14 protein-coding genes and 1 pseudogene are annotated in these 23,964 nt (G+C 70.0%); 11 read left to right on the forward strand and 4 right to left on the reverse strand.

The features are described 5' to 3' along the window. The 5 genes from FV233_RS19485 to FV233_RS19510 form a co-directional block, all read left to right on the forward strand. Positions 1 to 1,418 (forward strand): PAS domain-containing sensor histidine kinase (locus FV233_RS19485; RefSeq protein ID WP_147898486.1); only part of this gene is annotated, 1,418 nt, incomplete at its 5' end. A gap of 278 nt (positions 1,419 to 1,696) precedes the next feature. Then, positions 1,697 to 3,643: an acetate--CoA ligase gene (gene acs, locus FV233_RS19490; protein WP_147898487.1), complete on the forward strand. Its 1,947-nt coding sequence runs from the start codon at positions 1,697 to 1,699 to the stop codon at positions 3,641 to 3,643. A 124-nt stretch (positions 3,644 to 3,767) separates the two neighbouring features. After that, positions 3,768 to 4,142, forward strand: a complete 375-nt coding sequence (locus FV233_RS19495; protein WP_147854509.1) for a DUF485 domain-containing protein — start codon at positions 3,768 to 3,770, stop codon at positions 4,140 to 4,142. Beyond that, positions 4,139 to 5,821: a cation acetate symporter gene (locus FV233_RS19500; RefSeq protein WP_147854508.1), complete on the forward strand. Its 1,683-nt coding sequence runs from the start codon at positions 4,139 to 4,141 to the stop codon at positions 5,819 to 5,821. Before FV233_RS19495 ends, FV233_RS19500 begins: the two co-directional genes overlap by 4 nt. 670 nt (positions 5,822 to 6,491) lie before the next feature. Then, a complete protein-coding gene (locus tag FV233_RS19510) occupies positions 6,492 to 8,126 on the forward strand; it encodes an MFS transporter (protein WP_147898489.1) in 1,635 nt (544 codons plus the stop codon). 630 nt (positions 8,127 to 8,756) lie between these two features. On the opposite strand, the gene FV233_RS19515 is transcribed toward FV233_RS19510, so the two are convergent. The 4 genes from FV233_RS19515 to FV233_RS19530 form a co-directional block, all read right to left on the reverse strand. Next, positions 8,757 to 9,011 (reverse strand): hypothetical protein, encoded by a 255-nt coding sequence (locus FV233_RS19515; protein WP_147854506.1) that lies wholly within the window; start codon positions 9,009 to 9,011, stop codon positions 8,757 to 8,759. 464 nt (positions 9,012 to 9,475) lie between these two features. Continuing rightward, a complete protein-coding gene (gene purH, locus FV233_RS19520; RefSeq protein WP_147854505.1) occupies positions 9,476 to 11,074 on the reverse strand; it encodes a bifunctional phosphoribosylaminoimidazolecarboxamide formyltransferase/IMP cyclohydrolase in 1,599 nt (532 codons plus the stop codon). 416 nt (positions 11,075 to 11,490) lie between these two features. Continuing rightward, entirely contained in the window at positions 11,491 to 13,227 is a 1,737-nt protein-coding gene (locus FV233_RS19525; RefSeq protein ID WP_147898490.1) for a heparinase II/III family protein, read from the reverse strand. 231 nt (positions 13,228 to 13,458) lie between these two features. Next, positions 13,459 to 14,397 carry a zinc ABC transporter substrate-binding protein gene (locus FV233_RS19530; RefSeq protein WP_147856372.1) on the reverse strand — a complete coding sequence of 313 codons (939 nt, stop codon included), beginning with the start codon at positions 14,395 to 14,397 and terminating at the stop codon, positions 13,459 to 13,461. Between the two features lie 165 nt (positions 14,398 to 14,562). Here FV233_RS19530 and FV233_RS19535 point away from each other — a divergent pair, with 165 nt between their 5' ends. From FV233_RS19535 to oxc, 6 genes and pseudogenes are all read left to right on the forward strand, one after another. After that, the gene (locus FV233_RS19535) at positions 14,563 to 15,084 is read left to right on the forward strand and encodes a Spy/CpxP family protein refolding chaperone (protein WP_147856374.1); all 522 of its coding nucleotides are present in this window, start codon (positions 14,563 to 14,565) and stop codon (positions 15,082 to 15,084) included. A 144-nt stretch (positions 15,085 to 15,228) separates the two neighbouring features. Beyond that, positions 15,229 to 17,079, forward strand: a pseudogene (locus FV233_RS19540) (ABC transporter ATP-binding protein); the annotation flags it as partial. Between the two features lie 209 nt (positions 17,080 to 17,288). After that, positions 17,289 to 18,377: a branched-chain amino acid aminotransferase gene (locus FV233_RS19545; RefSeq protein ID WP_147898491.1), complete on the forward strand. Its 1,089-nt coding sequence runs from the start codon at positions 17,289 to 17,291 to the stop codon at positions 18,375 to 18,377. 289 nt (positions 18,378 to 18,666) lie between these two features. Next, entirely contained in the window at positions 18,667 to 20,460 is a 1,794-nt protein-coding gene (locus tag FV233_RS19555) for a hypothetical protein (protein WP_147898493.1), read from the forward strand. Positions 20,461 to 20,612: 152 nt separating this feature from the next. Further along, positions 20,613 to 21,899: an oxalate/formate MFS antiporter gene (gene oxlT, locus FV233_RS19560; RefSeq protein WP_147898494.1), complete on the forward strand. Its 1,287-nt coding sequence runs from the start codon at positions 20,613 to 20,615 to the stop codon at positions 21,897 to 21,899. Between the two features lie 254 nt (positions 21,900 to 22,153). Next, positions 22,154 to 23,899, forward strand: coding sequence for an oxalyl-CoA decarboxylase (gene oxc, locus FV233_RS19565; RefSeq protein ID WP_147898495.1), 1,746 nt, complete (start codon positions 22,154 to 22,156; stop codon positions 23,897 to 23,899). Positions 23,900 to 23,964: the final 65 nt, after the last annotated feature.

The raw sequence follows: 23,964 nt of genomic DNA on the forward strand, positions 1-23,964 counted from the left end.
GCCCGGAGGCCCGCGATTCCGCGGCCTCGCGCGATCCCGATTTCCTGGCCGGGCTGCCCCTGCCGACGCTGGTGCATCGCGATGGCGCGATCCTGGCGGCGAATCAGGCCGCCCTGGCGCTGACCGGCTACGCCGACGTCCCGGCGCTGACGAAGGCCGGCCTCGAGCACCTGTTCCGCGGGGTGCCCCAGCCGGACGGCCCCGAGCCGGCCGCGCGGCGCACGGCCGTCGCGGCGGCCGACGGCAGCACCCGGCCGGTGGAAGCGATGGGCGGCCCCTGCACCTGGGAAGGCCGGCCGGCGACCTGCCTGGTCCTGCGCCCCCTCGACGAGGCGGACCCGGCGGGCGCGCTCACGGCCGAGCGCCTCGCGCGCGCGGCGCAGGCCGAACGCACCGCCGCCGCGGAGGCCGCCCTCGACGCGCTGGAGGCGGGGGTCCTGACCCTCGACGGCGCCGGCCGGATCGTGGCGCTGAACCGGGCGGCCGCCGAGCTGTTCGGGTGCGATCCCCGCGAGATCGTGGGCGGCAGCTTCGTCGCGCTGTTCGATCGGGCGAGCGTGCTGGCCGTGGCCGACGCCCTGCGGGGTGCGGCCGGGAGCCCGGGCCCGGTCTCGGTGGCCGGACGGGCCCTGACGCTCGGCGTCTCGCCCGCCCGGGACGACGGGCGCCGGGTCGCCGTCCTGAACGCCGCGCCGCCCCTTGCCGTCCAGGTTGAGCCGAGCGCCGACGTGCCTCCGGGCCCGACCGCGGCCTCCGGCGGCGGCCTCGACTCGGCGCTGGCGCGCCTGGACCGGGCCTTCCGGGGCCCGTTGACCGGCATGATCGAGCTGGCCGACGCGATGCTGAAAGAGCCGTTCGGCCCTCTCGGGGACGTGCGCTATCGCGGCTGCCTCGGCCAGATCAGGACATCGGGCGAGCTGATGCTGGAGCGCGTCGGCGAACTTTTGGACCTCGCCACCGTCGAGGCCGGCGCCCTGCGGCTCGATCCGCGCCGCATCGCGCTGAACGACGTGGTGGCCGGCTGCGTCGCGCGACTCCAGAGCGAGGCGGCCCGCGGCCGGATCGTGGTGCGCACCAGCTTCTCCACCGACCTCGACGACCTGGAGGCCGACGAGCACTCGGTCAGCCGGGCGGCCTGCCTCGTGATCGAGCACGCGATCCGCCGCTCGGTCGCGGGCGGACAGGTCATCGTCTCCACCGGCTCGACCGAGAGCGCGGCGATCGCCCTGCGGGTGCGGGATACCGGTGCCGGGGCGACGGTGCCGGCGGCCGGATCGGCGGGCGATGTCGAGGACGGCCTCGCCCTGCCCCGTGCCCTGGTCGAGGCCAATGGCGGCCGTCTCAAGCTCTCGGCGCGTCCGGAGGACGGCACGCTGGTGGAGATCATCATGCCGACGCGGCGGGCGGCGAACGGCTGAGATCGCCCCCCGGCGCACGCACCTGACCGATTCCGCGAAGTATTCGGAAACACCCGGCCGCGGCTGACGTGCATGCCGCCAAGCTCCGCTTGACAGCGCATCGGCCGGCCTTCACTCAAGCCTTACATTGCGCCCAACTTATTTCCGCGTCTCGGTGGCGGGGAAAGCGGGTTGGCGACGATACCGACATCGCACGATGTAGGCTACGTTACTTTGGAAGTCCTGGCTGCGCGGCCGACGCCGCGATACGATCGGGCACCAAACAGGGATGGAACGCCATGGAAGGCAAGGTCGTCGAGGTGCAGGCTGCGTGGCGTGAGGGTGCTCACGTCGACGACGCCCAATATCGCGCGCTGTACGAGGCGTCGGTCGCCGATCCGGACGCCTTCTGGGGCGAGCACGGCAAGCGCATCGATTGGATGACGCCCTTCACCAAGGTGAAGGACACGAGCTTCGAGCCCGGCAAGATCTCGATCAAGTGGTTCGAGGACGGCAAGACCAACGTCGCCTACAATTGCATCGACCGGCACCTGGAGACCCGCGGCGACCAGACCGCGATCATCTGGGAAGGCGACAACCCGGACGAGTCCCAGCACATCACCTACCGGGAGCTGCACGCGCAGGTCTGCCGGATGGCCAACGTCCTGCGCAACCGCGGCGTCGGCAAGGGCGACCGCGTCACCCTCTACATGCCGATGATCCCCGAGGCCGCCTACGCGATGCTGGCCTGCGCGCGGCTCGGCGCGATCCACGCCATCGTGTTCGGCGGCTTCTCGCCGGATTCGCTGGCCTCGCGCATCCAGGGGTGCACCTCCAAGGTGGTGATCACCGCCGACGAGGGCCTGCGCGGCGGCCGCAAGGTGCCGCTGAAGGCCAATGTCGACGAGGCGATCAAGCGCCTGGGGAATGATCTCGTCGAGCACGTGATCGTCGTGCGCCGCACCGGCGGCGACGTCGCCATGGAAGCGGGCCGCGACGTCTACTACGACGAGGCCGCCGAGCAGGTGACCGACCATTGCCCGGCCGAGCCGGTGGAGGCCGAGCACCCGCTGTTCATCCTCTACACGTCGGGCTCGACCGGCCAGCCGAAGGGCGTGGTGCACACCACCGGCGGCTACCTGGTCTACGCCTCGATGACCCACCAATACGTCTTCGATTACCGCGAGGGCGACGTGTACTGGTGCACCGCCGATGTCGGCTGGGTCACCGGCCACAGCTACATCGTGTACGGGCCGCTGGCCAACGGCGCGACCACGCTGATGTTCGAGGGCATCCCGACCTACCCGTCGACTTCCCGGTTCTGGGAGGTGGTCGACAAGCACAAGGTCAACATCTTCTACACCGCGCCGACCGCGATCCGCTCGCTGATGGGCGGCGGCGAAGGTCCGGTGAAGAAGACCTCGCGGGCCTCGCTGCGGGTACTCGGCTCGGTCGGCGAGCCGATCAACCCGGAAGCCTGGGAGTGGTACTACACTGTCGTCGGCGATCGGCGCTGCTCCATCGTCGACACGTGGTGGCAGACCGAGACCGGGGGCATCCTGATCACCCCGCTTCCGGGCGCCACGGCCCTGAAGCCGGGCTCGGCGACCCGGCCGTTCTTCGGCGTGAAGCCCGAGATGGTCGATGCCGAGGGCAAGGTCCTGCAGGGTCCCTGCGAGGGCAACCTCTGCATCGCGGATTCCTGGCCCGGCCAGATGCGCACGGTCTACGGCGACCATGAGCGGTTCGAGCAGACCTACTTCTCGACCTATCCGGGCAAGTACTTCACCGGCGACGGCGCCCGCCGGGACGCGGACGGCTATTACTGGATCACCGGCCGGGTCGACGACGTGATCAACGTCTCCGGCCACCGGATGGGCACCGCGGAGGTCGAATCCTCGCTGGTCGCCCACCCGAAGGTCGCCGAGGCCGCGGTTGTCGGCTACCCGCACAATGTCAAGGGCCAGGGCATCTACGCCTACGTCACCCTCAACGACGGCGAGGAAGGCGACGACGTCCTGCGCAAGGAGCTGGTGACCTGGGTCCGCAAGGATATCGGGCCGATCGCCTCGCCGGACCTGATCCAGTTCGCCCCCGGCCTGCCCAAGACCCGCTCCGGCAAGATCATGCGCCGAATCCTGCGCAAGATCGCCGAGGACGATTTCGGCTCGCTGGGCGACACCTCGACGCTGGCCGAACCCGCCGTCGTCGAGGACCTGATCGAGAACCGGCAGAACCGGCCCTGATCGGCCGGACCGCGCGAAACCGACGAGGCGGGTGCCGGTCCGGCGCCCGCCCCCAACAAGAATCACGAACCTTGGTCTCAAGAGGAACCGGAGGGCCGAAGCGCCCTCGCGGGAGGAATACGCCATGAGCGGCTCGACACTCGGCCTACGCGGGGGCACGGCGCCCCCACCATCCCGCAACGCCGCCGCGGCGGTCGATCCGCAGATCGACCGGATCGTCCGGACCCCGGAATTCCAGCAGCTCGTCGCGGAGCGCACCCGGTTCGGCTGGATCCTGACGATCCTGATGCTGGTGGTCTATTTCGGCTTCATCGGCCTGATCGCCTTCGACAAGTCGCTGCTCGCCGTGAAGGTCGGCGGCGGCACCGCCTCGCTCGGGCTGTTCATGGGCGTGTTCGTGATCCTGTTCGCCTTCGCGCTCACCGGCATCTACGTGGCCCGGGCCAACACGCGCTTCGACGCGCTGAGCGACGCCCTGAAGCGGAAAGTCGGCCGATGAACCGCATCCTCCTCGGCCTGACGCTGGCCACGATCACGGCCTGCGCGGCCTACGCGGCCGGGCCCGACCTCGGCGCCGTCACGCAGTCGGCCACGAACTGGCCGGCCATCGGCATGTTCCTGTTCTTCGTCGTGCTGACGCTGGGCATCACCTACAAGGCCGCCAAGGGCACCAAGTCGGCCGCCGACTTCTACGCCGCGGGTGGCGGCATCTCGGCCGGCACCAACGCCCTGGCCATCGCGGGCGACTACATGTCGGCCGCCTCGTTCCTGGGCATCTCGGGCCTGGTCTACACCTCGGGCTTCGACGGGCTGATCTACTCCACCGGCTTCCTGGTCGGCTGGCCGATCGTGCTGTTCCTGATCGCCGAGCGCCTGCGCAACCTCGGCAAGTTCACCTTCGCCGACGTGGCGAGCTTCCGCCTGGACCAGACCGCGATCCGCATCATCTCGGCGGTGGGCACCCTGGTGGTGGTGGCGTTCTACCTGATCGCCCAGATGGTCGGCGCCGGGAAGCTGATCCAGCTGCTGTTCGGCCTGCCCTACCTGTACGCGGTGATCATCGTCGGCGTGCTGATGATCGTCTACGTCGCCTTCGGCGGCATGAAGGCCACCACCTGGGTCCAGGTGATCAAGGCCTGCCTGCTGCTGGGCGGCGCGACCTTCATGGCCGGCGCGGTACTGCTGAAATACGGCTTCAACCCGGAGGCGCTGTTCGCCAGCTCGGTTCAGGTCCACCCGAAGGGCGACGCCATCATGGCGCCCGGCGGCCTGGTCTCGAACCCGATCGAGGCGATCTCGCTCGGCGTGGGCCTGATGTTCGGCACCGCCGGCCTGCCGCACATCCTGATGCGGTTCTTCACGGTCGCGGACGCCCAGGCCGCGCGCAAGTCGGTGTTCTACGCCACCGGCCTGATCGGCTACTTCTACATCCTGACGTTCATCATCGGCTTCGGCGGCATCGCCCTGCTGATGTCGGATCCGAGCTACTTCAAGCTCGGCGCGGCCGGCACCTTCGACAAGCTGAAGGACATGATCGGCGGCACCAACATGGTCGCCGTCAACCTCGCCAACGCGGTCGGCGGCCCGTACTTCCTGGGCTTCATCTCGGCGGTGGCCTTCGCGACCATCCTGGCGGTGGTGGCGGGCCTGACGCTCGCCGGCGCCTCCGCCGTCAGCCACGACCTCTACGCCCAGGTGATCGCCCGCGGGCGCACCACCGAGAAGCACGAGGTCAACCTGTCGAAGCTCTCGGCCGTGGTGATCGGGATCGTGGCGATCTATCTCGGCTACGTGTTCGAGAACCAGAACGTCGCCTTCATGGTCGGGCTGGCCTTCGCGGTGGCGGCGAGCTGCAACTTCCCGGTGCTGGCCATGTCGATCCTGTGGCGCGGCACGACCACCTGGGGGGCGCTCGCGGGCGGCCTGGTCGGGCTGATCTCGGCGGTCGGGATGGTGGTGCTGTCCAAGGCGGTCTGGGTGGTGACGTTCGGCAACGCCGCGCCGATCTTCCCCTACGACAACCCGGCCTTGTTCTCGATGCCGCTGGCCTTCTTCACGATCTGGGCCGTGTCGAGCCTCGACCGGTCCCGCAAGGGCCAGCGCGAGCGCGCCGCCTTCGAGGCGCAGTTCGTGCGCTCCGAGACCGGCATCGGAGCCGTGGGCGCGCACGCCCACTGAGCCCGAGACGCATGGCCAGAACGGGGGGCGCGGCGCGAGCCGCGCCCTTCGTCGTTTCAGGGACGCGGCCGCAGCGGGTCGGCACGATACGCTGGAGACACCGCGACTCTCCCTCCCCTCTCTGCGGGCTAGCGGATCCACGCATCGGTGTCGGCAGCGCGGGCACAGGAAAAACCACGGGTCCCCTCTCCCGTGCGGGAGAGGGACAGGGTGAGGGAGGCGCGTTTTCCGGAAAGTCCTGGTCCCTCACCCCGACCCTCTCCCGCACGGGAGAGGGAGCCTGCCGCGCTCCGTCGCGAGCGGCGGTGTCCGATGCAGATGCGTGAAGATCGTAGCCTCTGCGGGGGAGGGAGACGCGCGTGCGTCTGGCCGTCAGCCTCATTCAGCAGCGTTGCGTGAACACCGTAGCCCGCCGAGTAAGAGGGAGAGCCGCGTTCTTTGAGGCACCTGACATCCTCGACGCGCCACCATGTTGATGACCCGCGCCACCACCAGATTGCGGATTGACCCAGAGGTTCCTTACGGTCACGCATACGTGATCTGCGCCCCGTGCAGGGCGCGCAGTCCGTAGATTCGCGGCCGACGCCATCGGCCGCACGCGTCGTCTGGGAGGAATCGGGTCATGGCTGGGGCAACTGCGATCCCACGGGCGGGGGACGCCGCGAGGCCGATGAGTTCGGCCGAGAAGCGGGTGATCTTCGCGTCCTCGCTCGGCACCGTGTTCGAGTGGTACGATTTCTACCTGTACGGGTCGCTCGCCGCGATCATCGGCGCCCAGTTCTTCTCGGCCTACCCGCCGGCGACCCGGGACATCTTCGCGTTGCTGGCCTTCGCGGCGGGCTTCATCGTCCGGCCGTTCGGCGCCCTGGTGTTCGGCCGCATCGGCGATCTCGTCGGGCGAAAATACACCTTCCTGGTCACGATCCTGATCATGGGCCTGTCGACCTTCATCGTCGGCATCCTGCCCAACGCCGCCACGATCGGGATCGCGGCGCCGATCATCCTGATCGTCCTGCGCCTGGCCCAGGGCCTCGCGCTCGGCGGCGAGTATGGCGGCGCGGCGACCTACGTGGCCGAGCACGCCCCCAACGGCCGGCGCGGCTTCTACACGAGTTGGATCCAGACCACGGCGACGCTGGGCCTGTTCCTGTCGCTGCTGGTGATCCTGGCGACCCGGAGCCTCACCGGCGAGGCGGCCTTCGCCGAGTGGGGCTGGCGCATCCCGTTCCTGGTCTCGGTCCTGCTGCTCGGCATCTCGGTCTGGATCCGGCTGCAACTGTCCGAATCGCCGGCCTTCCAGAAGATGAAGGACGATGGGAAGACCTCGAAGGCGCCGCTCACCGAGGCGTTCGGCCAGTGGAAGAACGCGAAGTTCGCGATCATCGCCCTGTTCGGCCTCGTCGCCGGCCAGGGGGTGGTCTGGTACACGGGCCAGTTCTACGCGCTGTTCTTCCTGCAATCGATCCTGAAGGTCGACGGCTACACCGCGAACCTGCTGATCGCGTGGTCGCTGCTGCTCGGCACCGGCTTCTTCGTGGTGTTCGGCTGGCTGTCGGACAAGATCGGCCGCAAGGTCATCATCCTGGCGGGCTGCGCCATCGCGGCGGCGACGTTCTTCCCGATCTTCAAGGGCATCACCGCCACCGCCAACCCGAAGCTCGAAGCCGCGATCGAGAACGTGAAGGTCACCGTCACGGCCGACCCGGCCGCCTGCGGGACCTTGTTCAACCCGGTCGGAACACGGGTGTTCACGGCGCCCTGCGACCTCGCCCGGGACTTCCTCTCGAAGGCCTCGGTGAAATACGCCACCGCGCCCGGCGCCCCCGGCCAGCCTGCGACGATCCGGGTGAACGACACCGAGATCGCCTATCCGCAGGGCGGCGCGCCGGAGGCCAACAAGGCCGTGACCGCGGCGCTCCTGGCCGCCGGCTACCCGAAGGCGGGCGATGCCGACATCGTCAAGATGGCGAACCCGTTCGACATCTTCCGGCCGCAGGTCGCCCAGGTGATCGGCCTGCTGTTCATCCTCGTCGTGTTCGTCACGATGGTCTACGGCCCGATCGCCGCCATGCTGGTGGAGCTGTTCCCGACCCGGATCCGCTACACCTCGATGTCCCTGCCCTACCACATCGGCAACGGCTGGTTCGGCGGCCTGCTGCCGGCCACCGCCTTCGCCATGGTGGCCCAGACCGGGGACATCTATTACGGCCTCTGGTACCCGATCGTCATCGCGGTCGCGACGGTGGTCATCGGGGTGATCTTCGTGCCCGAGACCAAGGATCGGGACATCTTCGCCGATACCTGATCCGACCCACGCCCATTCTCAGGTGACGACACCCGGGCCGCCCACGCGGTCCGGGTGTTTCCGTTTCGAGGCGCGCGCGGCGAACGATGCGCCCCTCCTCGGACCTGCCGGAGCCGCCCGAGCCGCGCAGGACCCGCGACGGACGCGAATCGGCATGCCGCAGCCCGGGCGCGCGGCCCCGAGGAATGATCCAGGTGCGCTCCATCACGCATCCGCTCGGGCCACGGCGGTAATGGCTGGGTTGCCAGCCTATTGGGGATCCTGCGTCAGTGTGAAGCGACGGCCGGCCAAAGATTGACATTGCCGCGAATTCGGACCGGCCAAGGCTATGATTATTGTGCGTGCAATGGTACGGGCGGCGCCGAAGTCAGTCGATGCAATCATATAAGTTGTATGCAGACAACCACTTGTTGCCGATCAAAAATCAATCTTGGCGGAACAAAAGTCGGCCCGATCCCGTCTTTGGATGCGATTTGCGGCGAGATAAGGAAAGCGAACGTGGACGAGACTGTGACGCAAGTTCATCGCAAGGCCGGATTCAGGCCGCCTCTCGTCGCAGTCCTCGGAGTCAACGTAACGATGGTTGCCGTCTGGGCGCTCATCTACAACTACGCCGGCGGCCCGGTCTGGCTATGGTAGAGGCGACTGGCGGTTGCGTTTGTCGTCGTAATACCCGCTGCAATAGGCCCCGAGCAGGTATCCGGATTGGTGCGCGGTGAGATAGCCGAGCACGATCAGCACGTGGAGCAGGTCGAGCCCGGGGCCGAACGCGAACAGCAGAACGGCGCCGACCAGGATCAGGAACGAGGTCGCGATCATGACCAGCATGGTATAGGACCAGCCGAGCAGCAATCCGATCACGAACAGAACTGCAGCGAGTAACATCGCGTCACCTGGCTCAAGGTTGTTCAGCGCACGGCACTGAAACAACGTCCCCGAAAAGGGGGCTCCGAAGCCCAATGCCACGGGCACCGCACACGCGATCCATGAACAGATCGCGCGGTCCGACGACAAAGTTCCGTCGAACCGCAGATTTTTCATGAGGCCCGGGCGCTGAAATATCAAGCCCCGGACGGATCCGATGCAAATCGCGTCAAATGCCGCGTATTTGGCTATGTATTATTCTGTTCCGTAAAATCGATGCTGCAAGACCGCCGTGTCGCCGGTCGAGGCGGCGCCAATAGATCGTTTCGCAAGCTACCGAGGGCGCGTCCGCCGCGTCTCGAGCCTTCGCGGCGGCGCACGTTTCTCCGCAAAGCGTTAACGCCGGACCGGAATCCCCGGGGGCGGCACCGAACGACCGCTCCGTCGCCTGCGCGAAAGCCGCGATCTCTGCCGGATCGGCGCCGTCAGTGGCGGAAGTGGCGGTGGCCGGTGAACACCATGGCCAGGCCCGCCTCGTCGGCGGCCGCGATCACCTCGGCGTCGCGCATGGAGCCGCCCGGCTGGATCACCGCTCTCGCCCCGGCCTCGGCCGCGGCCAGCAGGCCGTCGGCGAACGGGAAGAAGGCGTCAGAGGCCACCACGGATCCCACCGCCAGACTCTCGGCGAGCCCGAGACGCCTGGCGCCCTCGGCGGCCTTCCAGGCGGCGATGCGCGAGGAATCGACCCGGGACATCTGGCCCGCCCCGATCCCCACCGTGGCGCCGCCCTTGGCGTACACGATGGCGTTCGACTTCACGTGCTTGGCGACCCGGTAGGCGAAGCGGAGGTCGGCCAATTCGGCCTCGCTCGGCGCGCGCTTGGTCACGACCGTGAGCGGCATGTCGTCGACCACGACCGCGTCGCGGCCCTGGACCAGCAGCCCGCCGGAGAGGGTGCGCACGGTCTCGCCCGGCGCCCGCGGGTCGGGCAGGCTGCCGGCCAGCAGGAGGCGCAGGTTCTTCTTGGCGGCCACGATCGCGGCGGCCTCCGGGGTCGCGTCCGGGGCGATGATCACCTCGGTGAAGATCTCGACGATCCGGCGGGCGGCCTCCGCGTCGAGCGTCCGGTTCAGCGCGACGATGCCGCCGAAGGCCGAGGTCGGGTCGCAACTCAGCGCCCGCTCGTAGGCTTCGAGCAGGCTCGCCCCCTCGGAGACGCCGCAGGGATTGGCGTGCTTGATGATCGCCACCGCGGCGACACGGGCTGGATCGAACTCGGCGACGCACTCGTAGGCGGCATCGGTGTCGTTGAAGTTGTTGTAGGACAGCTCCTTGCCCTGAAGCTGGCGCGCGGTCGCGACGCCGGCCCGGACCTTCCCGGGCGCCCGGTAGAAGGCGGCCGACTGGTGCGGGTTCTCGCCGTAGCGCAGGCCCTGCGCCAGCGCGCCCCCGAAGGCCCGGAACTGGCCGGGCGTCTCGGTGCCGAACCGGACCGCCATCCAGTTGGCGATGGCGGCGTCGTAGGCGGCGGTGCGGGCGAAGGCCTTCTGGGCCAAATGCCGGCGCAACTCGGACCCGATGGCGCCGCCGGTCTGCTCCAGCGCCGCCAGCACCGCGGGGTAATCCGACACGTCGGTGACGACCGCGACGTCGGCGTGGTTCTTGGCGGCCGCGCGAATCATCGCCGGGCCGCCGACGTCGATGTTCTCGATGCAGTCGGCCTCCGGCTTGTCGGCCGCGATGGTCGCCTCGAACGGGTAGAGGTTCACCACCAGCAGGTCGATCGCGCCGATGCCGTGGGCGGCGAGCGCGGCCTGGTGCTCGGGGTTGTCGCGGATCGCGAGCAGGCCGCCATGCACCGCCGGGTGCAAGGTCTTCACCCGCCCGTCCATCATCTCGGGGAAGCCGGTCAGGTCGGCGACCTCGGTGACCGGCAGGCCGGCCTCCTGGAGGGCGCGATGGGTGCCGCCGGTGGAGACCAGGGCGATGCCGCGGGCATGCAGCGCCCGGGCGAACGCGACGAGGCCGGCCTTGTCCGAGACCGAGAGGAGCGCGCGGGAGACCCGCACCTGATCGTGCGCCATAGCTGCTTGCCGAACCTTGTGATTTCGGCGCGCGGTAGCATGGATCCGGTGCGGGGGGCCAGCAGGCCGCTCACGGGCAGGATGTTCACAAGTCGGCTCGTGCCGAACGCAACGCTCTCCCCCCCTCCTTGTGGCTACGGGCTACACAGGTTTGAGGCGCAGGCGGTATTGCAGACCGCGCCGCGCCCCCTCTCCCGTGCGGGAGAGGGTTGGGGTGAGGGGTGCGCGCTTTCCGGAGAGGTCGCATCCCTCACCCTGTCCCTCTCCCGCACGGGAGAGGGGACCCGCGCCTTCTGCGCCCACGGCATGATCACGGCTACGGTCGAAACCTGCGTAGCCCGTAGCCCTTGCAGGGTGAGGAAAAGCGTAGGGCCTCAATCTCTTATTTTAGAACGCGATGCCCGTATCTGCCGCGCTCACGGGGCGGTCGCCCCCCGCATCGGCGCCGAGGCCAGGCGCTCGAAGCTCCAGCGCACCTCGACGTCGTCGGAGACGCGCAGGTACAGCACGATCTGGTCGGTGCGGCGCGGCCCGGTGAGGCCGGAGAAATACACGCTCTCCTCGATGGCGATCTCCGCCCCCGACGCCCGGAACACCCAGACCTCGCCCAGCGCGGAGGCCAGTTCGAGCCCGTCCGGCACCCCGCGCACGGCGATGCCGGGATGCAGGTGGAAGCGGATCGCCACGTCGTGGCCGCGCACCCGGGCCTTGCCCTGGCGCAGGAACGCGTCCCGGCCTTCGAGCCGGGTATTCGTGGGGAACAGCTGCCAGCGCCGCTCGTGCACGATGCCGAAATCCGGGGCGTAGCCGTCGTGCCGGGCGGCGAGCATCACGCTGTCGGGCTCCTCGACCCGTTCGGACGCGACGGCGGCGGGGCCGCGCAGGACCACGGCGCCGCGCCGGCGGATCAGCCACGCGGCCGCCAGGCGCTCGCCCCACCACCCGGTGGTGGTGAGGAACCGGCACGAGGACGCGTCGGCGACGCTGGCGGTGGAATGGGCCGGCGTGGAGCGGGCCAGCAGGCGCAGGTCCGGCCCGCTGGCCGGCAGGCCGCAATTGACCACGATGCGCTGCGGCCCGCTCGACATCTCGAAGGCGAGGCAGCCCGCCCCGGCATTGAGCGAGTAGGGCAGCGGCGGGCTCTTGCCGACATCGGCGACCACGATGACCCGGCCGCCCTCCAGGCGCTCGTAGCCGGAATTCGGCGCGTGCATCATCGGCCGGGCGAGCGCGCCGTCGTAGACCAAGAGCGTGGCGAGATGGTCGGCGTCGGTGGCGCCCATGCCGTTGAAGTGGCTGAGCGAGGCGTCCGGGTGGCGCAGGAGCCGCAGCAGCGGCAGCATCCGGTCCACCGCCCGCAGCAGCGCGGCCGGCGGCTCGACGCTGCGGCTGAGATAGCTCTGGCGCAGGGGCAGGAGATCGAGGAGCAGCTCCATGGCGAAGCGCGGGTCGCGGGAGCGATGGCCGCCGTCGGTCAGGATCTGCCGGTCGAGTTCCCGCGACAGGATGCGGGTCGCCCGCCGCAGGATCGGCTGGATGCCGTCGCAGCACAGGCCGGCGTAGCAGAGCGCCACGGCGGCGCTCAGGCGCCATTGCGGCGGCACGCCCCGCCGCAGGTCGCGCTCGAGCTGCTGGGCGTTGCGGGCGATGGCCTTGAGGAAGTTCTGGTAGAACGTGTGGTCGGCGCCCTCGAGCACGAGGGGCGACTGGCACAGGAACGAGATCAGCCGCCGCGCCGCCACCGGGGTGTGGCGGGCCAAAGCCGCATCGCCCCGGCCGGCGATGAAATCGGCCACGAAGGCGCGGGCATTGGCCCGGGCGAGCGCGGTGTCGGCCGCCCGGAGGTGGCGCAGCCAGCCGAAGCCGTAGAGCTCATCGGCCCATTCCGGCGAGGGCGCCGCGTAGTCGAACGGCGATCCGCCGCTCGCCGCCAGCGAGCGGCCGGCGAAGACGAACAGGCCGGAATAGATGTCGTCCGCGAAGGTCGCGTCGGAGGTGCGCAGGTCCTGCGGGGCGATCACCAGCCCGGTCACGCGCATCCGCGTCAGGATGTCGGGCGAAGCGGTGAGGCTGGCGCCGACGGCACGGAGGGTCCGCGCGGCTTCGCGCCCCACGAGCCGATAAAAGCGCCAGCGGTCAGGCCCCCAAGCCACGCAATATCCCAGCCACGCGATCTCCGAGCCACGCGATCTCGCCAGGCCCCAAGGGCCCGAGCCCCCGGGTACGAGGATCGGCTGGCACCCGTTTCGTTTCAGGGTAGAGGCGGCCTCTTAACCGGCGGTTTACGCTATGTCATTCCCGGAGCGGGAAAGAATGCGGGTTGGCGCACGCCCCGGTTGAAGCACCGGGGCGGATCGGGGTGCGCCAGCCACGGCTCGGGCGGCTCAGCCCGGGGCCAGAGCCGCGTCGAACGCCCGCAGGTTCGAGCGCATCATGTCCAGGTAGGTCGCCGCCGGCCCGTCCGAGCCCGACAGGGCGTCCGAATAGACCTTGCCGCCGATCCGGGCGCCGCCCTCCCGCGCGATCAGCTCCATCTGGCGCGGATCGCTGATGTTCTCGAGGAACACCGCCGGCACCTTCTCCTGGCGGATCTGCCGGATGATCGCCGCGACGTCCCGGGGGCTCGCCTCGCTGTCGGTGGACACGCCCTGGGGCGCGATGAAGCGCAGCCCGTAGGCGTCGGCGAAGTAGCCGAACGCGTCGTGGGTGGTGATGATCCGGCGGTTCGCCGGGGGGATCTTCTCGACCGCCGCGCGCACCGCCGTGTCGAGACGATCGAGCTGCGCCGTGTAGGCCTCGGCGGCCGCCCGGTAGGCGTCGGCATGGGCCGGATCGACCTTCGCCAGGCCGTCGCGGATGTTGGCGACGTAGATCCGCACGTTGGCGACGCTCTGCCAGGCATGCGGATCGACCGCGTGGGCGCCGTGGTCGTGCCCGTCCTCCGCATGCGCGTGATCGTTGACGGCCGCGATGGTCTTCACCCCCGCGGAGACGACGACGACCGGGGCGCGGGTGCCCGAGGCCCGGATCAGCCGATCGAGCCAGCCCTCCAGCCCGAGGCCGTTGACGAACACGATGTCGGCGCCGGCGAGCTTCTTGGCGTCGGCCGGGGACGGGCTGAAGCCGTGCGCGTCGGAATCCGGGCCGACCAGGGTGGTCACCGCCACGTAGGGTCCGCCGACCGCGCGCACGAGGTCGCCCAGGATCGAGAAGCTCGCCACCGCGCGGACCTTCTCGCCGTCCGGGGCCGCCCGGGCCGGGAGAGAGATGCCGAGCCACAGGGCGAGGCCCGCGAGCCACGCCAACCGAACCGTCCCGCGCACCTGTCGTCCTCCCGATCCACCGGGGCCAGAGACCAACCGGAGCCAGGCAGCCTGTAGTGTAACAATGTTACATACACAAGCGGGATACACGAAGGTCGCCTGATGCGGGTCGTGGGCCGCCGCCGGGTCATCGCCGCGGCAGCCGAGCGTAAGATGGAGCATGCCATGACTGGACGTTTGAGTGCCGCCCTCCTCGTCACCGGTGTTCTCGGCCTGGGCCTCGTCGGCGCCGCCGCAGCGCATGACCGCAGTGCCGACGGCGCGCGGGGCCACGGGCGTTGGAGCGCCCTGACCCCGGAGGATCGGGCCGCCTTCGCGGATGCCCGGATCGCCGGCCTGCATGCCGGGCTGAAGCTCAATGCCGACCAGGAGAAGCTGTGGCCGCCGGTGGAGGCCGCCCTGCGCGACATGGTCAAGCTGCGCCAGCAGCGGCGCGCGGCGATGCGCGATCGTCCGAAGATCGCCGACGACGCGCCGGCCGCCCTGCGGGCGATGGCAGATGCCACGACCGCCCGGGGCGAGGCCCTGCGCAAGCTCGCCGACGCCTCGCAGCCGCTCTACGCGAGCCTCGACGAGGGCCAGAAGCGGCGCGCGATGATCCTCGCCCGCCCGATGGGCGGCCATCGCCACGGCGGCTGGCATCACCACCGCGACGGCGAGCGCGGCCCTGGCGGCGACGACCGCTGACGGCACGGCGCCCGATCAAAAACCTAAAAATCTAAAAATCCAGAATAACCAAAAAACTTGATCCGCGGCGGCAGCGGCTGCAAACCGCTGCCGCCGCGGGTCTTGCCAAAGGAGCCCGGTGAAAGGCCCGAACCGGTAAGCTCCATGGCGCGCCTGCCCGGCGACACCGTCCCCCTCCTCGCCCGGCTGTGGCGCACGTGGCTCTATCCCCACCGCGGGACGCTGGCCGTCGTGCTGGTGCTGATCGCGCTGGTGGGCGGCTCGACCGGGCTGTACCCGGCGCTGATCAAGGCCGCCTTCGACGCCTTCGACCGCAAGGACGCGGCCGCGATCGCCTACGGGCCGCTCGTCGTGATCGTGGTCACGGCCCTGCGCGGCTTCTCGCTGTTCGGCCAGACGGTGCTGACCAACCGGGTCGTCACCCGGGTCGAGGCCGACATGCAGGCGGCGCTCTACGGCCACCTGATCGAATCCGACCTGGCCCAGCTCGGCCGCGAGAGCCCGGCGGCGCTGACCCAGCGCTTCACCACAGATTTCGCCTTCATCAAGGAGGCGCTGACCCGCATCTCCACGGTGCTGCTGCGCGACATCGCGATGCTGATCGGCCTCGTGGCGGCTTTGGTCTGGATGGACCCGGTGCTGACGCTCGTCGCCGGCCTCACGGTGCCGTTCGTGGCGGGCCCGATCGGGCGGATCGGCAAGAAGCTGCGCCGGGTCTCGACCACCACCCAGGAGCAGATGGGCGCCACCGCCAGCCTGATCTCCGAGAGCCTGCAGGGCGCCCGGGTCGCCAAGACCTACGCCATGGAGGGCTACCTCAAGGGCCGGGCCGCGCAGGCGCTGGACGAGGTGCGCCGGCTCAAGATGAAGGCCGCCAACGCCCGCGGGCGCCTCGACCCGCTGCTGGAGGTGGGCGGCGGCATCGCGGTGGCCGGCGTGCTGGTGCTGGTCGGGCAGCGGGTGCTGGCCGGCGAGCGGACGGTCGGCGATTTCACCGGCTACGTGGCCGCGCTGCTGCTCGCCGCGCAGCCGGCCCGGGCTTTGGGCAACCTCAACGCCATCCTGCAGGAGGCGGCGGCGGCTCTGCGCCGCTACTTCGACGTGATGGACGAGGCGCCCCAGATCCGCGAGGCGCCGGATGCGGCGCCGCTCGTCGTCACCGCAGGGGAGATCCGGTTCGAGGGCGTGCAGTTCCGCTACCGCCCGGACGCCCCGGCCCTGGAGGGGATCGACCTCACGGTCCCGGCCGGCGCCGCCACCGCGCTGGTCGGGCGCTCGGGATCGGGCAAGTCCTCGCTGCTCAACCTCGTGCCGCGGCTCTACGACGTCACCGCCGGCCGGGTGACCATCGACGGGCAGGACGTGCGCGCCGTGACGCTCGCTTCCCTGCGGGCCGCCGTGGCGGTGGTCTCGCAGGAGGTCGTGCTGTTCGACGACACGATCGCGGCCAACATCGGCTTCGGCCGCCCCGGGGCGAACCGGGCCGAGATCGAGGCGGCCGCCCGCGCCGCGGCCGCCCACGACTTCGTGACCGCCCTGCCGGAGGGCTACGATTTCCGGGTCGGGCCGGCCGGCAACCGCCTCTCCGGCGGCGAGCGGCAGCGAATCGCCCTGGCCCGGGCCTTCCTGAAGGATGCGCCGATCCTGCTCCTCGACGAGGCGACGTCGGCGCTCGATTCGGAATCGGAGCGCCTGGTCCAGGCGGCGCTGACCCGCCTGATGCGCGGCCGCACCACGCTGGTCATCGCCCACCGCCTCTCGACGGTGCGGGAGGCCGACCGGATCGCCGTGATGGAGGCCGGCCGGGTGATCGAGACCGGGCGGCACGACGATCTGATCGCGGCCGGCGGCGCCTACGCCCGCCTGCACCGGATGCAGCTGTCGGATCCGACGCCGACCATGCAACCGGACTCTTTCAGTGCCGGTCGCGGCACGGGTCCCCTCTCCCGTGCGGGAGAGGGACAGGGTGAGGGGTGCGACCTCTCCGGACAGACCTGATCCCTCACCCCAACCCTCTCCCGCACGGGAGAGGGGGCGCGTCGCGGACGTCACAGGTCGACGCGTGAACCCCGTTGCCAGTCAGCGTCGGGCGACCGCCACGCAAGCCGCCGGCAAGGCATGAGCGACACCATAGGCATGCACGCGCTCCGTAGATTCGTCCGCGGGAGCGCGGCATAAGGGCGTGTACCTTTGAGGACCCTACCGTGAGCGACCTGACGTTCGAGACCCAAGCCCATCCCGCCCGCCGGACCGACGCCGAGCGGGCCGCGCTGATGACGAATCCGGGCTTCGGCAAGGTGTTCACCGACCACATGGTGGTGGCCCGGTACGCGGCCGGCCGCGGCTGGTACGACGCGCGGATCCAGGCGCGCGAGGCGATCCCGCTCGATCCCGCCGCCGCGGTGCTGCACTACGCGCAGGAGATCTTCGAGGGGCTCAAGGCCTACCGCACCGCCGACGGCGGCGCCGCCCTGTTCCGCCCCGACGCCAACGCCCGCCGCTTCCGGCTCTCGGCCGAGCGCATGGCCATGGCCCCCTTCCCCGAGGAGGCGTTCGTCGACGCCATGCGCAAGCTGGTCGAGATCGACCGGAGCTGGATCCCCGACACGCCCGACGGCAGCCTCTATCTGCGGCCGTTCATGATCGCCAGCGAGGCGTTCCTGGGGGTCAAGCCGGCCTCGGAATACCTGTTCGTCACCATCGCCTCGGCGGTGGGCTCGTACTTCAAGGATCCGAACGGCACGGTCACGGTGTGGGTCTCCGAGCACTTCACGCGCGCTGCGCCGGGCGGCACCGGGGCGGCCAAGTGCGGGGGCAACTACGCCGCCAGCCTCGCCGCGCAGGCGGAGGCCACGAGCCAGGGCTGCGAGCAGGTGGTGTTCCTCGACGCGGCCGAGCGCCGCTACATCGAGGAGCTCGGCGGCATGAACGTGTTCTTCGTGTTCGCGGACGGCACGCTGCAGACCCCGCCGCTCTCCGACAGCATCCTGCCCGGCATCACCCGCGATTCGGTGATCACCCTGGCCCGGGAAGCCGGCCTCACCGTCAAGGAAGAGCCCTACACGATCGACGCCTGGCGCGCCGACGTCCGCGCCGGCCGGCTGACCGAGGCCTTCGCCTGCGGCACCGCCGCGGTGATCACCCCGATCGGCACCGTGAAGGGCCGCGAGGACAACTTCACCATCGGCGACGCCGTGGCGGGCCCGGTGGCGCGCCGGCTGCGCGGCATGCTGGTGGATATCCAGCGGGGCACGACCCAGGACTCGCACGGCTGGTTCCAGAAGGTCTTTTAGGGTTTTTCCCGCCGCGGGAGCGGGGTCGGTTTGCCTGGTTCGCATTCAGGACTTGCGGCGCGTCCTCCCTCCCCGCTCTGTGGGCTTCGAGCGACATAGATTTGGGGCGCGATCGTCCTTGCAGGCCGCGACGCGCCCCCCTCTCCCGTGCGGGAGAGGGCTGGGGTGAGGGACCCGGTCTGTCCGGAGAGGTCGCATCCCTCACCCTGTCCCTCTCCCACACGGGAGAGGGAACCCGCGCCTCCCACGGGCAAGGTGGTGGCCCACGGAGGCGAAGGGCTACGCGCGGATGACGGAAGCGGCAGCCAGCACCCCGGAAACAGCCGCCGGCCCGTGGAATCCCGGCGTCCAGTCCGACCTGCCGGCCGCCTTCACGCCGCTGATCACCGTCTACCGCCCCGAGCACGTCGAGACGCCCCTGCGCGACGCGCTGGGGATGAGCGACCTGTGCGGGCTGCCGGCCCGCCAGCTCACCCGGATCAGGCCGTGGCGCCTGGTCGTCCACGAGGTGCTGATCCGGGTCATGTCCGACCTCTCGGTGCCGGTGGGCGAGGTCTACGCCGATCTGGGCGTCAATTTCCGCTCGATCGTGTCGGCCATCCTGCGCGAAGGCGTCGAGCCCCGGCTCGGCGAGGTCGAGGCGGCCCTGGCGGCGCTCCGTGCCGAGGCCGACGCGGTGCTCCGGCGCGAGATCGCCGCGATCCTCGACGACCCGCCCTCCCCGGCCGCGCCGGAGCCCGGCTGGCTCGACCGGCTGCTCGGGCGCCGCCCGCCGCAGCCGAGGACACCGCCCCGGCAGGATCCGGCCACCCGGGCGCTCGACCATCTCGAGGCCTGGCACAGCCGGGCGCTGCTGGCCGGGGACGGACTGGAAATCGCGGCCTGCGAGGCCCTGCGCAGCGTCGTCTCCGGCATCCTGGCCCGGCAGAACACGCTGATCCGCGATGCCGCCCTGCTGCGCGGCATCGCCGGGACCCTGGTCTCGAACGGCTACGGCAGCCGCCGCATCGGCGAGCTGATCGAGCCTTGGATCGCCGCCGTCGTCGAGGCCCGCGGCTACCGGCGGCTCGCCCCGCAGGCCCATCCGGTGGTGATGAACGTCAAGGGCGCCTCGGCTTCGGGCAAGAGCACGATCCGGCCCTACCAGCTCGGGCTGGCGCGCCGCCTCGGGATGGCCTGGTCCGACTTCGCGGTGATCACGCCGGACGTCTGGCGCAAGTTCCTGCTCGACTACGACAGCCTGGGCCCGGCGACCCGGTATGCCGGCACGCTCACCGGCTACGAGGTCGAGATGATCGACATGAAGCTCGACCGCTACGTCACCCGCAAGGCGGCCGAGCGGCGGATCTCGAACCTGCTGATCGACCGCTTCCGGTTCGACAGCTTCCAGGCCGAGGCCGGCTCGGATGGCGGCGGCCAGCTGCTCACCCGGTTCGGCGAGCGGGTCTACATGCAGTTCATGGTGACGCCGCCGGCCGACACGGTGGAGCGCGCCTACAAGCGCGGCGAGCAGTTCGGCCGGTTCAAGGCGGTTGAGGACCTGCTGGCCCACAACGTCGAGGCCTATACCGGCATGCCGCGCCTGTTCTTCAACTGGGCGCTCGCCCGGGACAAGCAGGTGGTCTGCGAGTTCTTGGACAACAGCGTGCCGCAGGGCGAGCGCCCCCGCACCATCGCGTTCGGGGCCGGCGGCGTTCTCAACATCCTCGACGTGAAGGGGCTGATCGACATCGAGCGCTTCCGCAAGGTCGACATCTTCGCGCGCGCCCCGGACGCGGTGTTTCGCGGGGTGGATCTGGCGGCCGGCGCCAACATGCGCTTCCTGCACGACTGCCTGCGCAGGATGGACGCGGTCCGGTTCGCCCGCGCCGAGACCGGGCGCGTGTTCCTGCGCCTCGATCGCGGGCGGGTCACCGGCCTGGACCGCCGGGCCCTTCCGGACGCCGACGGCGATCCCGATTGGGCTGCAGCCCGGACGGTGATCGGCATCCCCGAGGATGCCGCCGGGATCGCGGAACTGGACGAGACGCTGGTCCCGGCCGACGAGCCGACGCTCGGCACTTGGGGACCCACGCGGGCCTGATCACCCGATGGAACAATATTTCCGAGACTGACAGCGAGGCGCCGCCTTCACGGTCTGGTATATTGCATGCCTGAGCCGAATATGCATGATTGAGCCGGCACGAGACAGACGCGCCGGCTCAAGGACGCGCCGCCCACCAGAGAGGCTCAGGGATGGAACGCCAGGATTCGCCGTCGGCGAAATGGTGGCAGCTCGCCTTCGGCGTGATCTGCATGGCCATGATCGCCAACCTGCAATACGGCTGGACGCTGTTCGTCGATCCCATCGACCAACGCTACCACTGGGGGCGGGCCGCGATCCAGCTCGCCTTCACGTTGTTCGTCGCCACCGAGACCTGGCTGGTGCCCGTGGAGGCCTGGTTCGTGGACCGCTACGGTCCGAGCCTCGTGGTCGCCTTCGGGGGCGTCATGATCGCCCTGGCCTGGACCATCGACGCCTACGCCGACAGCCTCGCGCTGCTCTATCTCGGCGCGGTGGTCGGCGGCATCGGCGCCGGCTCGGTCTACGGCACCTGTGTGGGCAACGCGCTGAAGTGGTTCCCGCATCGCCGCGGCCTGGCCGCCGGCGCCACCGCCGCCGGGTTCGGCGCGGGCGCGGCGATCACGGTCGTGCCGATCGCCCGGATGATCGCCACCAGCGGCTACCAGGACGCGTTCCTGTATTTCGGGATCGGCCAGGGCGCGATCGTCCTCGCCCTCGCCTTCCTGCTGCGCAAGCCCGTCTCCGCCGCGCCGATCCAGCGCAAGAGCCTGCGCCTGCCCCAGACGAAGGTCGACCGCAGCCCCCGCGAGGCGATTCGCACGCCGGTCTTCTGGGTGATGTACGCGATGTTCGTCATGGTCGCCTCGGGCGGCCTGATGGCTGCGGCGCAAATCGCCCCGATCGCCCAGGACTTCCACGTGGCCGGCGTCCCGGTCAGCCTGTTCGGCCTGCAGATGGCGGCGCTGACCCTGGCGATCTCCCTCGACCGGATCTTCGACGGCTTTGGCCGGCCGTTCTTCGGCTACGTCTCCGACCATATCGGCCGCGAGAACACGATGTTCATCGCCTTCTCGACGGCGGCGCTCGCGGTGATCGTGCTGCTCACCTACGGCCACCACCCGATGGTGTTCGTGTTCGCCACCGCGGTCTATTTTGGGGTGTTCGGCGAGATCTACTCGCTGTTCCCGGCCACCTGCGGGGACACGTTCGGATCGAAGTATGCCGCCAGCAATGCCGGCCTGCTCTACACCGCCAAGGGCACCGCGGCGTTCCTGGTGCCGTTCGCCAGCCTGCTTTCGGCGGCCTATGGCTGGTCGGCGGTCTTCTCGCTGATCATCGGTCTCAACGTCGCCGCCGCCGCGCTCGCGATCTTCCTGCTGCGGCCGCTGCGCGCCCGCTACCTCGCCGAGGGCGAGCGTCCCGCGGCGCTCGCCGCCCAGCCGATCCGGGTGGTCTGAATGCGCCCGATGTCACGACAAGCATCGAGCGCCGCTTGAAATCCACAGATCTCCTATCCTCCTCCTCCTCATGAGGTGACGAAGCGAAGCGGAGCCCTCGAAGGAGGGCTCCAGGGATCGCAGAGACTTCTGGAGGGCTCCTTCGAGGCCCGCTGGCGCGGGCACCTCAGGATGAGGGAAGCGGATAGGAGATCCCACAAACACAACCCCTGAGAGCCGCCCCTACCGCCACTGAATTTCCGGGAGAGACAGCGATGACCGCACTGGCAAAGATCGTCCACACCGCCCCCGAGATCGACGCCGAGCCGGATCTCACCGACGGCTTCCACCTCGTCATCGACGCGCTCAAGCTCAACGGCATCGAGACGATCTACGGCGTCCCGGGCATCCCGATCACCGATCTCGGCCGCATGGCCCAGGCCGCGGGGATGCGGGTCGTGTCGTTCCGGCACGAGCAGCACGCGGGCAACGCCGCCGCGATCGCCGGCTTCCTTACGCAGAAGCCCGGCATCTGCCTCACGGTCTCGGCGCCGGGCTTCCTGAACGGCCTCACGGCGCTGGCCAACGCCACGACCAACTGCTTCCCGATGATCCTGATCTCGGGCTCCTCCGAGCGCGAGATCGTCGATCTCCAGCAGGGCGACTACGAGGAGATGGACCAGCTCGCCATCGCCAAGCCCCTGTGCAAGGCGGCCTTCCGGGTGCTGCACGCCGCCGACATCGGCATCGGCGTCGCCCGGGCGATCCGCGCGGCCTGTTCCGGGAGGCCCGGCGGGGTCTATCTCGACCTGCCGGCCAAGCTGTTCTCGCAGGTGATGGAGGCCGAGGCCGGCCGGACGTCGCTGGTGAAGGTGATCGATCCGGCTCCGGCCCAGCGCCCCGCCCCCGACGCCATCGCCCGGGCGCTCGACGTGCTGAAATCCGCCCGCCGCCCGCTGATCGTGCTCGGCAAGGGCGCGGCCTACGCCCAGGCCGACGACGCGATCCGGGCCCTCGTGGAGACCAGCGGCATCCCGTACGTGCCGATGAGCATGGCCAAGGGCCTGCTGCCCGACACGCACCCGCTCTCGGCCGGGGCCGCGCGCTCGACGGCGCTCAAGGATTCCGACGTGGTGCTGCTGGTCGGCGCCCGGCTGAACTGGCTGCTGTCGCACGGCAAGGGCAAGAGCTGGGGCGAGCCGGGCTCGACCAAGTTCATCCAGATCGACATCGAGCCCCGCGAGATGGATTCGAACGTCGAGATCGTCGCCCCCGTGGTCGGCGACATCGCCTCCTGCGTGCAGGCGCTGCTCGACGGCATGGGCCAGGGCTGGCAGCAGCCCCCCGCCGACTGGATCGACACGCTGAAGACGAAGCGCGAGGCGAACATCGCCAAGATGGCGCCCAAGCTCATGAGCAACGCCTCGCCCATGACCTTCCACGCCGCGCTCGGCGCCCTGCGGACGATCGTGAAGGAGCGGCCCGACGCGATCCTGGTCAACGAGGGCGCCAACACCCTCGACCTCGCCCGGGGCATCATCGACATGTACCAGCCGCGCAAGCGCCTGGATGTCGGCACCTGGGGCATCATGGGCATCGGCATGGGCTTCGCGGTCGCCGCCGCGATCGAGACCGGCAAGCCGGTCCTGTGCGTGGAGGGCGACAGCGCCTTCGGCTTCTCCGGCATGGAGGTCGAGACGATCTGCCGGTACGGGCTGCCGGTCTGCATCGTCGTGTTCAACAACAACGGCATCTACCGCGGCACCGATTCCGACCCGACCGGACGCGACCCGGGCACCACGGTGTTCGTGAAGGATTCCCGCTACGACAAGATGATGGAGGCGTTCGGCGGCGACGGCTACCACGTCACCTCGCCGGACGAGCTGACCCGGGCGGTCAACGCCGCGATGGATTCCGGCCGGCCGTCACTGGTCAACGCCGTGATCGACCCGGCCGCCGGCAGCGAGAGCGGCAATATCGGCAGCCTCAACCCGCAGAGCGGGATCAAGAAGAAAGTTTGAGGTGGGCGGGACACGGCCCCTCTCAAGGACACGGGCGTCTCCCTCCCCCCTCTGCGGGGGAGGGT

Origin of the sequence: Methylobacterium sp. WL7 (assembly GCF_008040085.1) — a bacterium.
Classification (GTDB): Bacteria; Pseudomonadota; Alphaproteobacteria; order Rhizobiales; family Beijerinckiaceae; genus Methylobacterium; species Methylobacterium mesophilicum.

Bases quoted from the DNA above. Each gene is read 5' to 3' on its own strand.
- FV233_RS19500 (WP_147854508.1), top strand. From the start codon at position 4,139: ATGAACCGCATCCTCCTCGGCCTGACGCTGGCCACGATCACGGCCTGC.
- FV233_RS19555 (WP_147898493.1), top strand. From the start codon at position 18,667: ATGACGGAAGCGGCAGCCAGCACCCCGGAAACAGCCGCCGGCCCGTGG.
- FV233_RS19495 (WP_147854509.1), top strand. From the start codon at position 3,768: ATGAGCGGCTCGACACTCGGCCTACGCGGGGGCACGGCGCCCCCACCA.
- FV233_RS19515 (WP_147854506.1), bottom strand. From the start codon at position 9,011: ATGTTACTCGCTGCAGTTCTGTTCGTGATCGGATTGCTGCTCGGCTGG.
- oxc (WP_147898495.1), top strand. From the start codon at position 22,154: ATGACCGCACTGGCAAAGATCGTCCACACCGCCCCCGAGATCGACGCC.
- oxlT (WP_147898494.1), top strand. From the start codon at position 20,613: ATGGAACGCCAGGATTCGCCGTCGGCGAAATGGTGGCAGCTCGCCTTC.
- FV233_RS19510 (WP_147898489.1), top strand. From the start codon at position 6,492: ATGAGTTCGGCCGAGAAGCGGGTGATCTTCGCGTCCTCGCTCGGCACC.
- purH (WP_147854505.1), bottom strand. From the start codon at position 11,074: ATGGCGCACGATCAGGTGCGGGTCTCCCGCGCGCTCCTCTCGGTCTCG.
- acs (WP_147898487.1), top strand. From the start codon at position 1,697: ATGGAAGGCAAGGTCGTCGAGGTGCAGGCTGCGTGGCGTGAGGGTGCT.
- FV233_RS19535 (WP_147856374.1), top strand. From the start codon at position 14,563: ATGACTGGACGTTTGAGTGCCGCCCTCCTCGTCACCGGTGTTCTCGGC.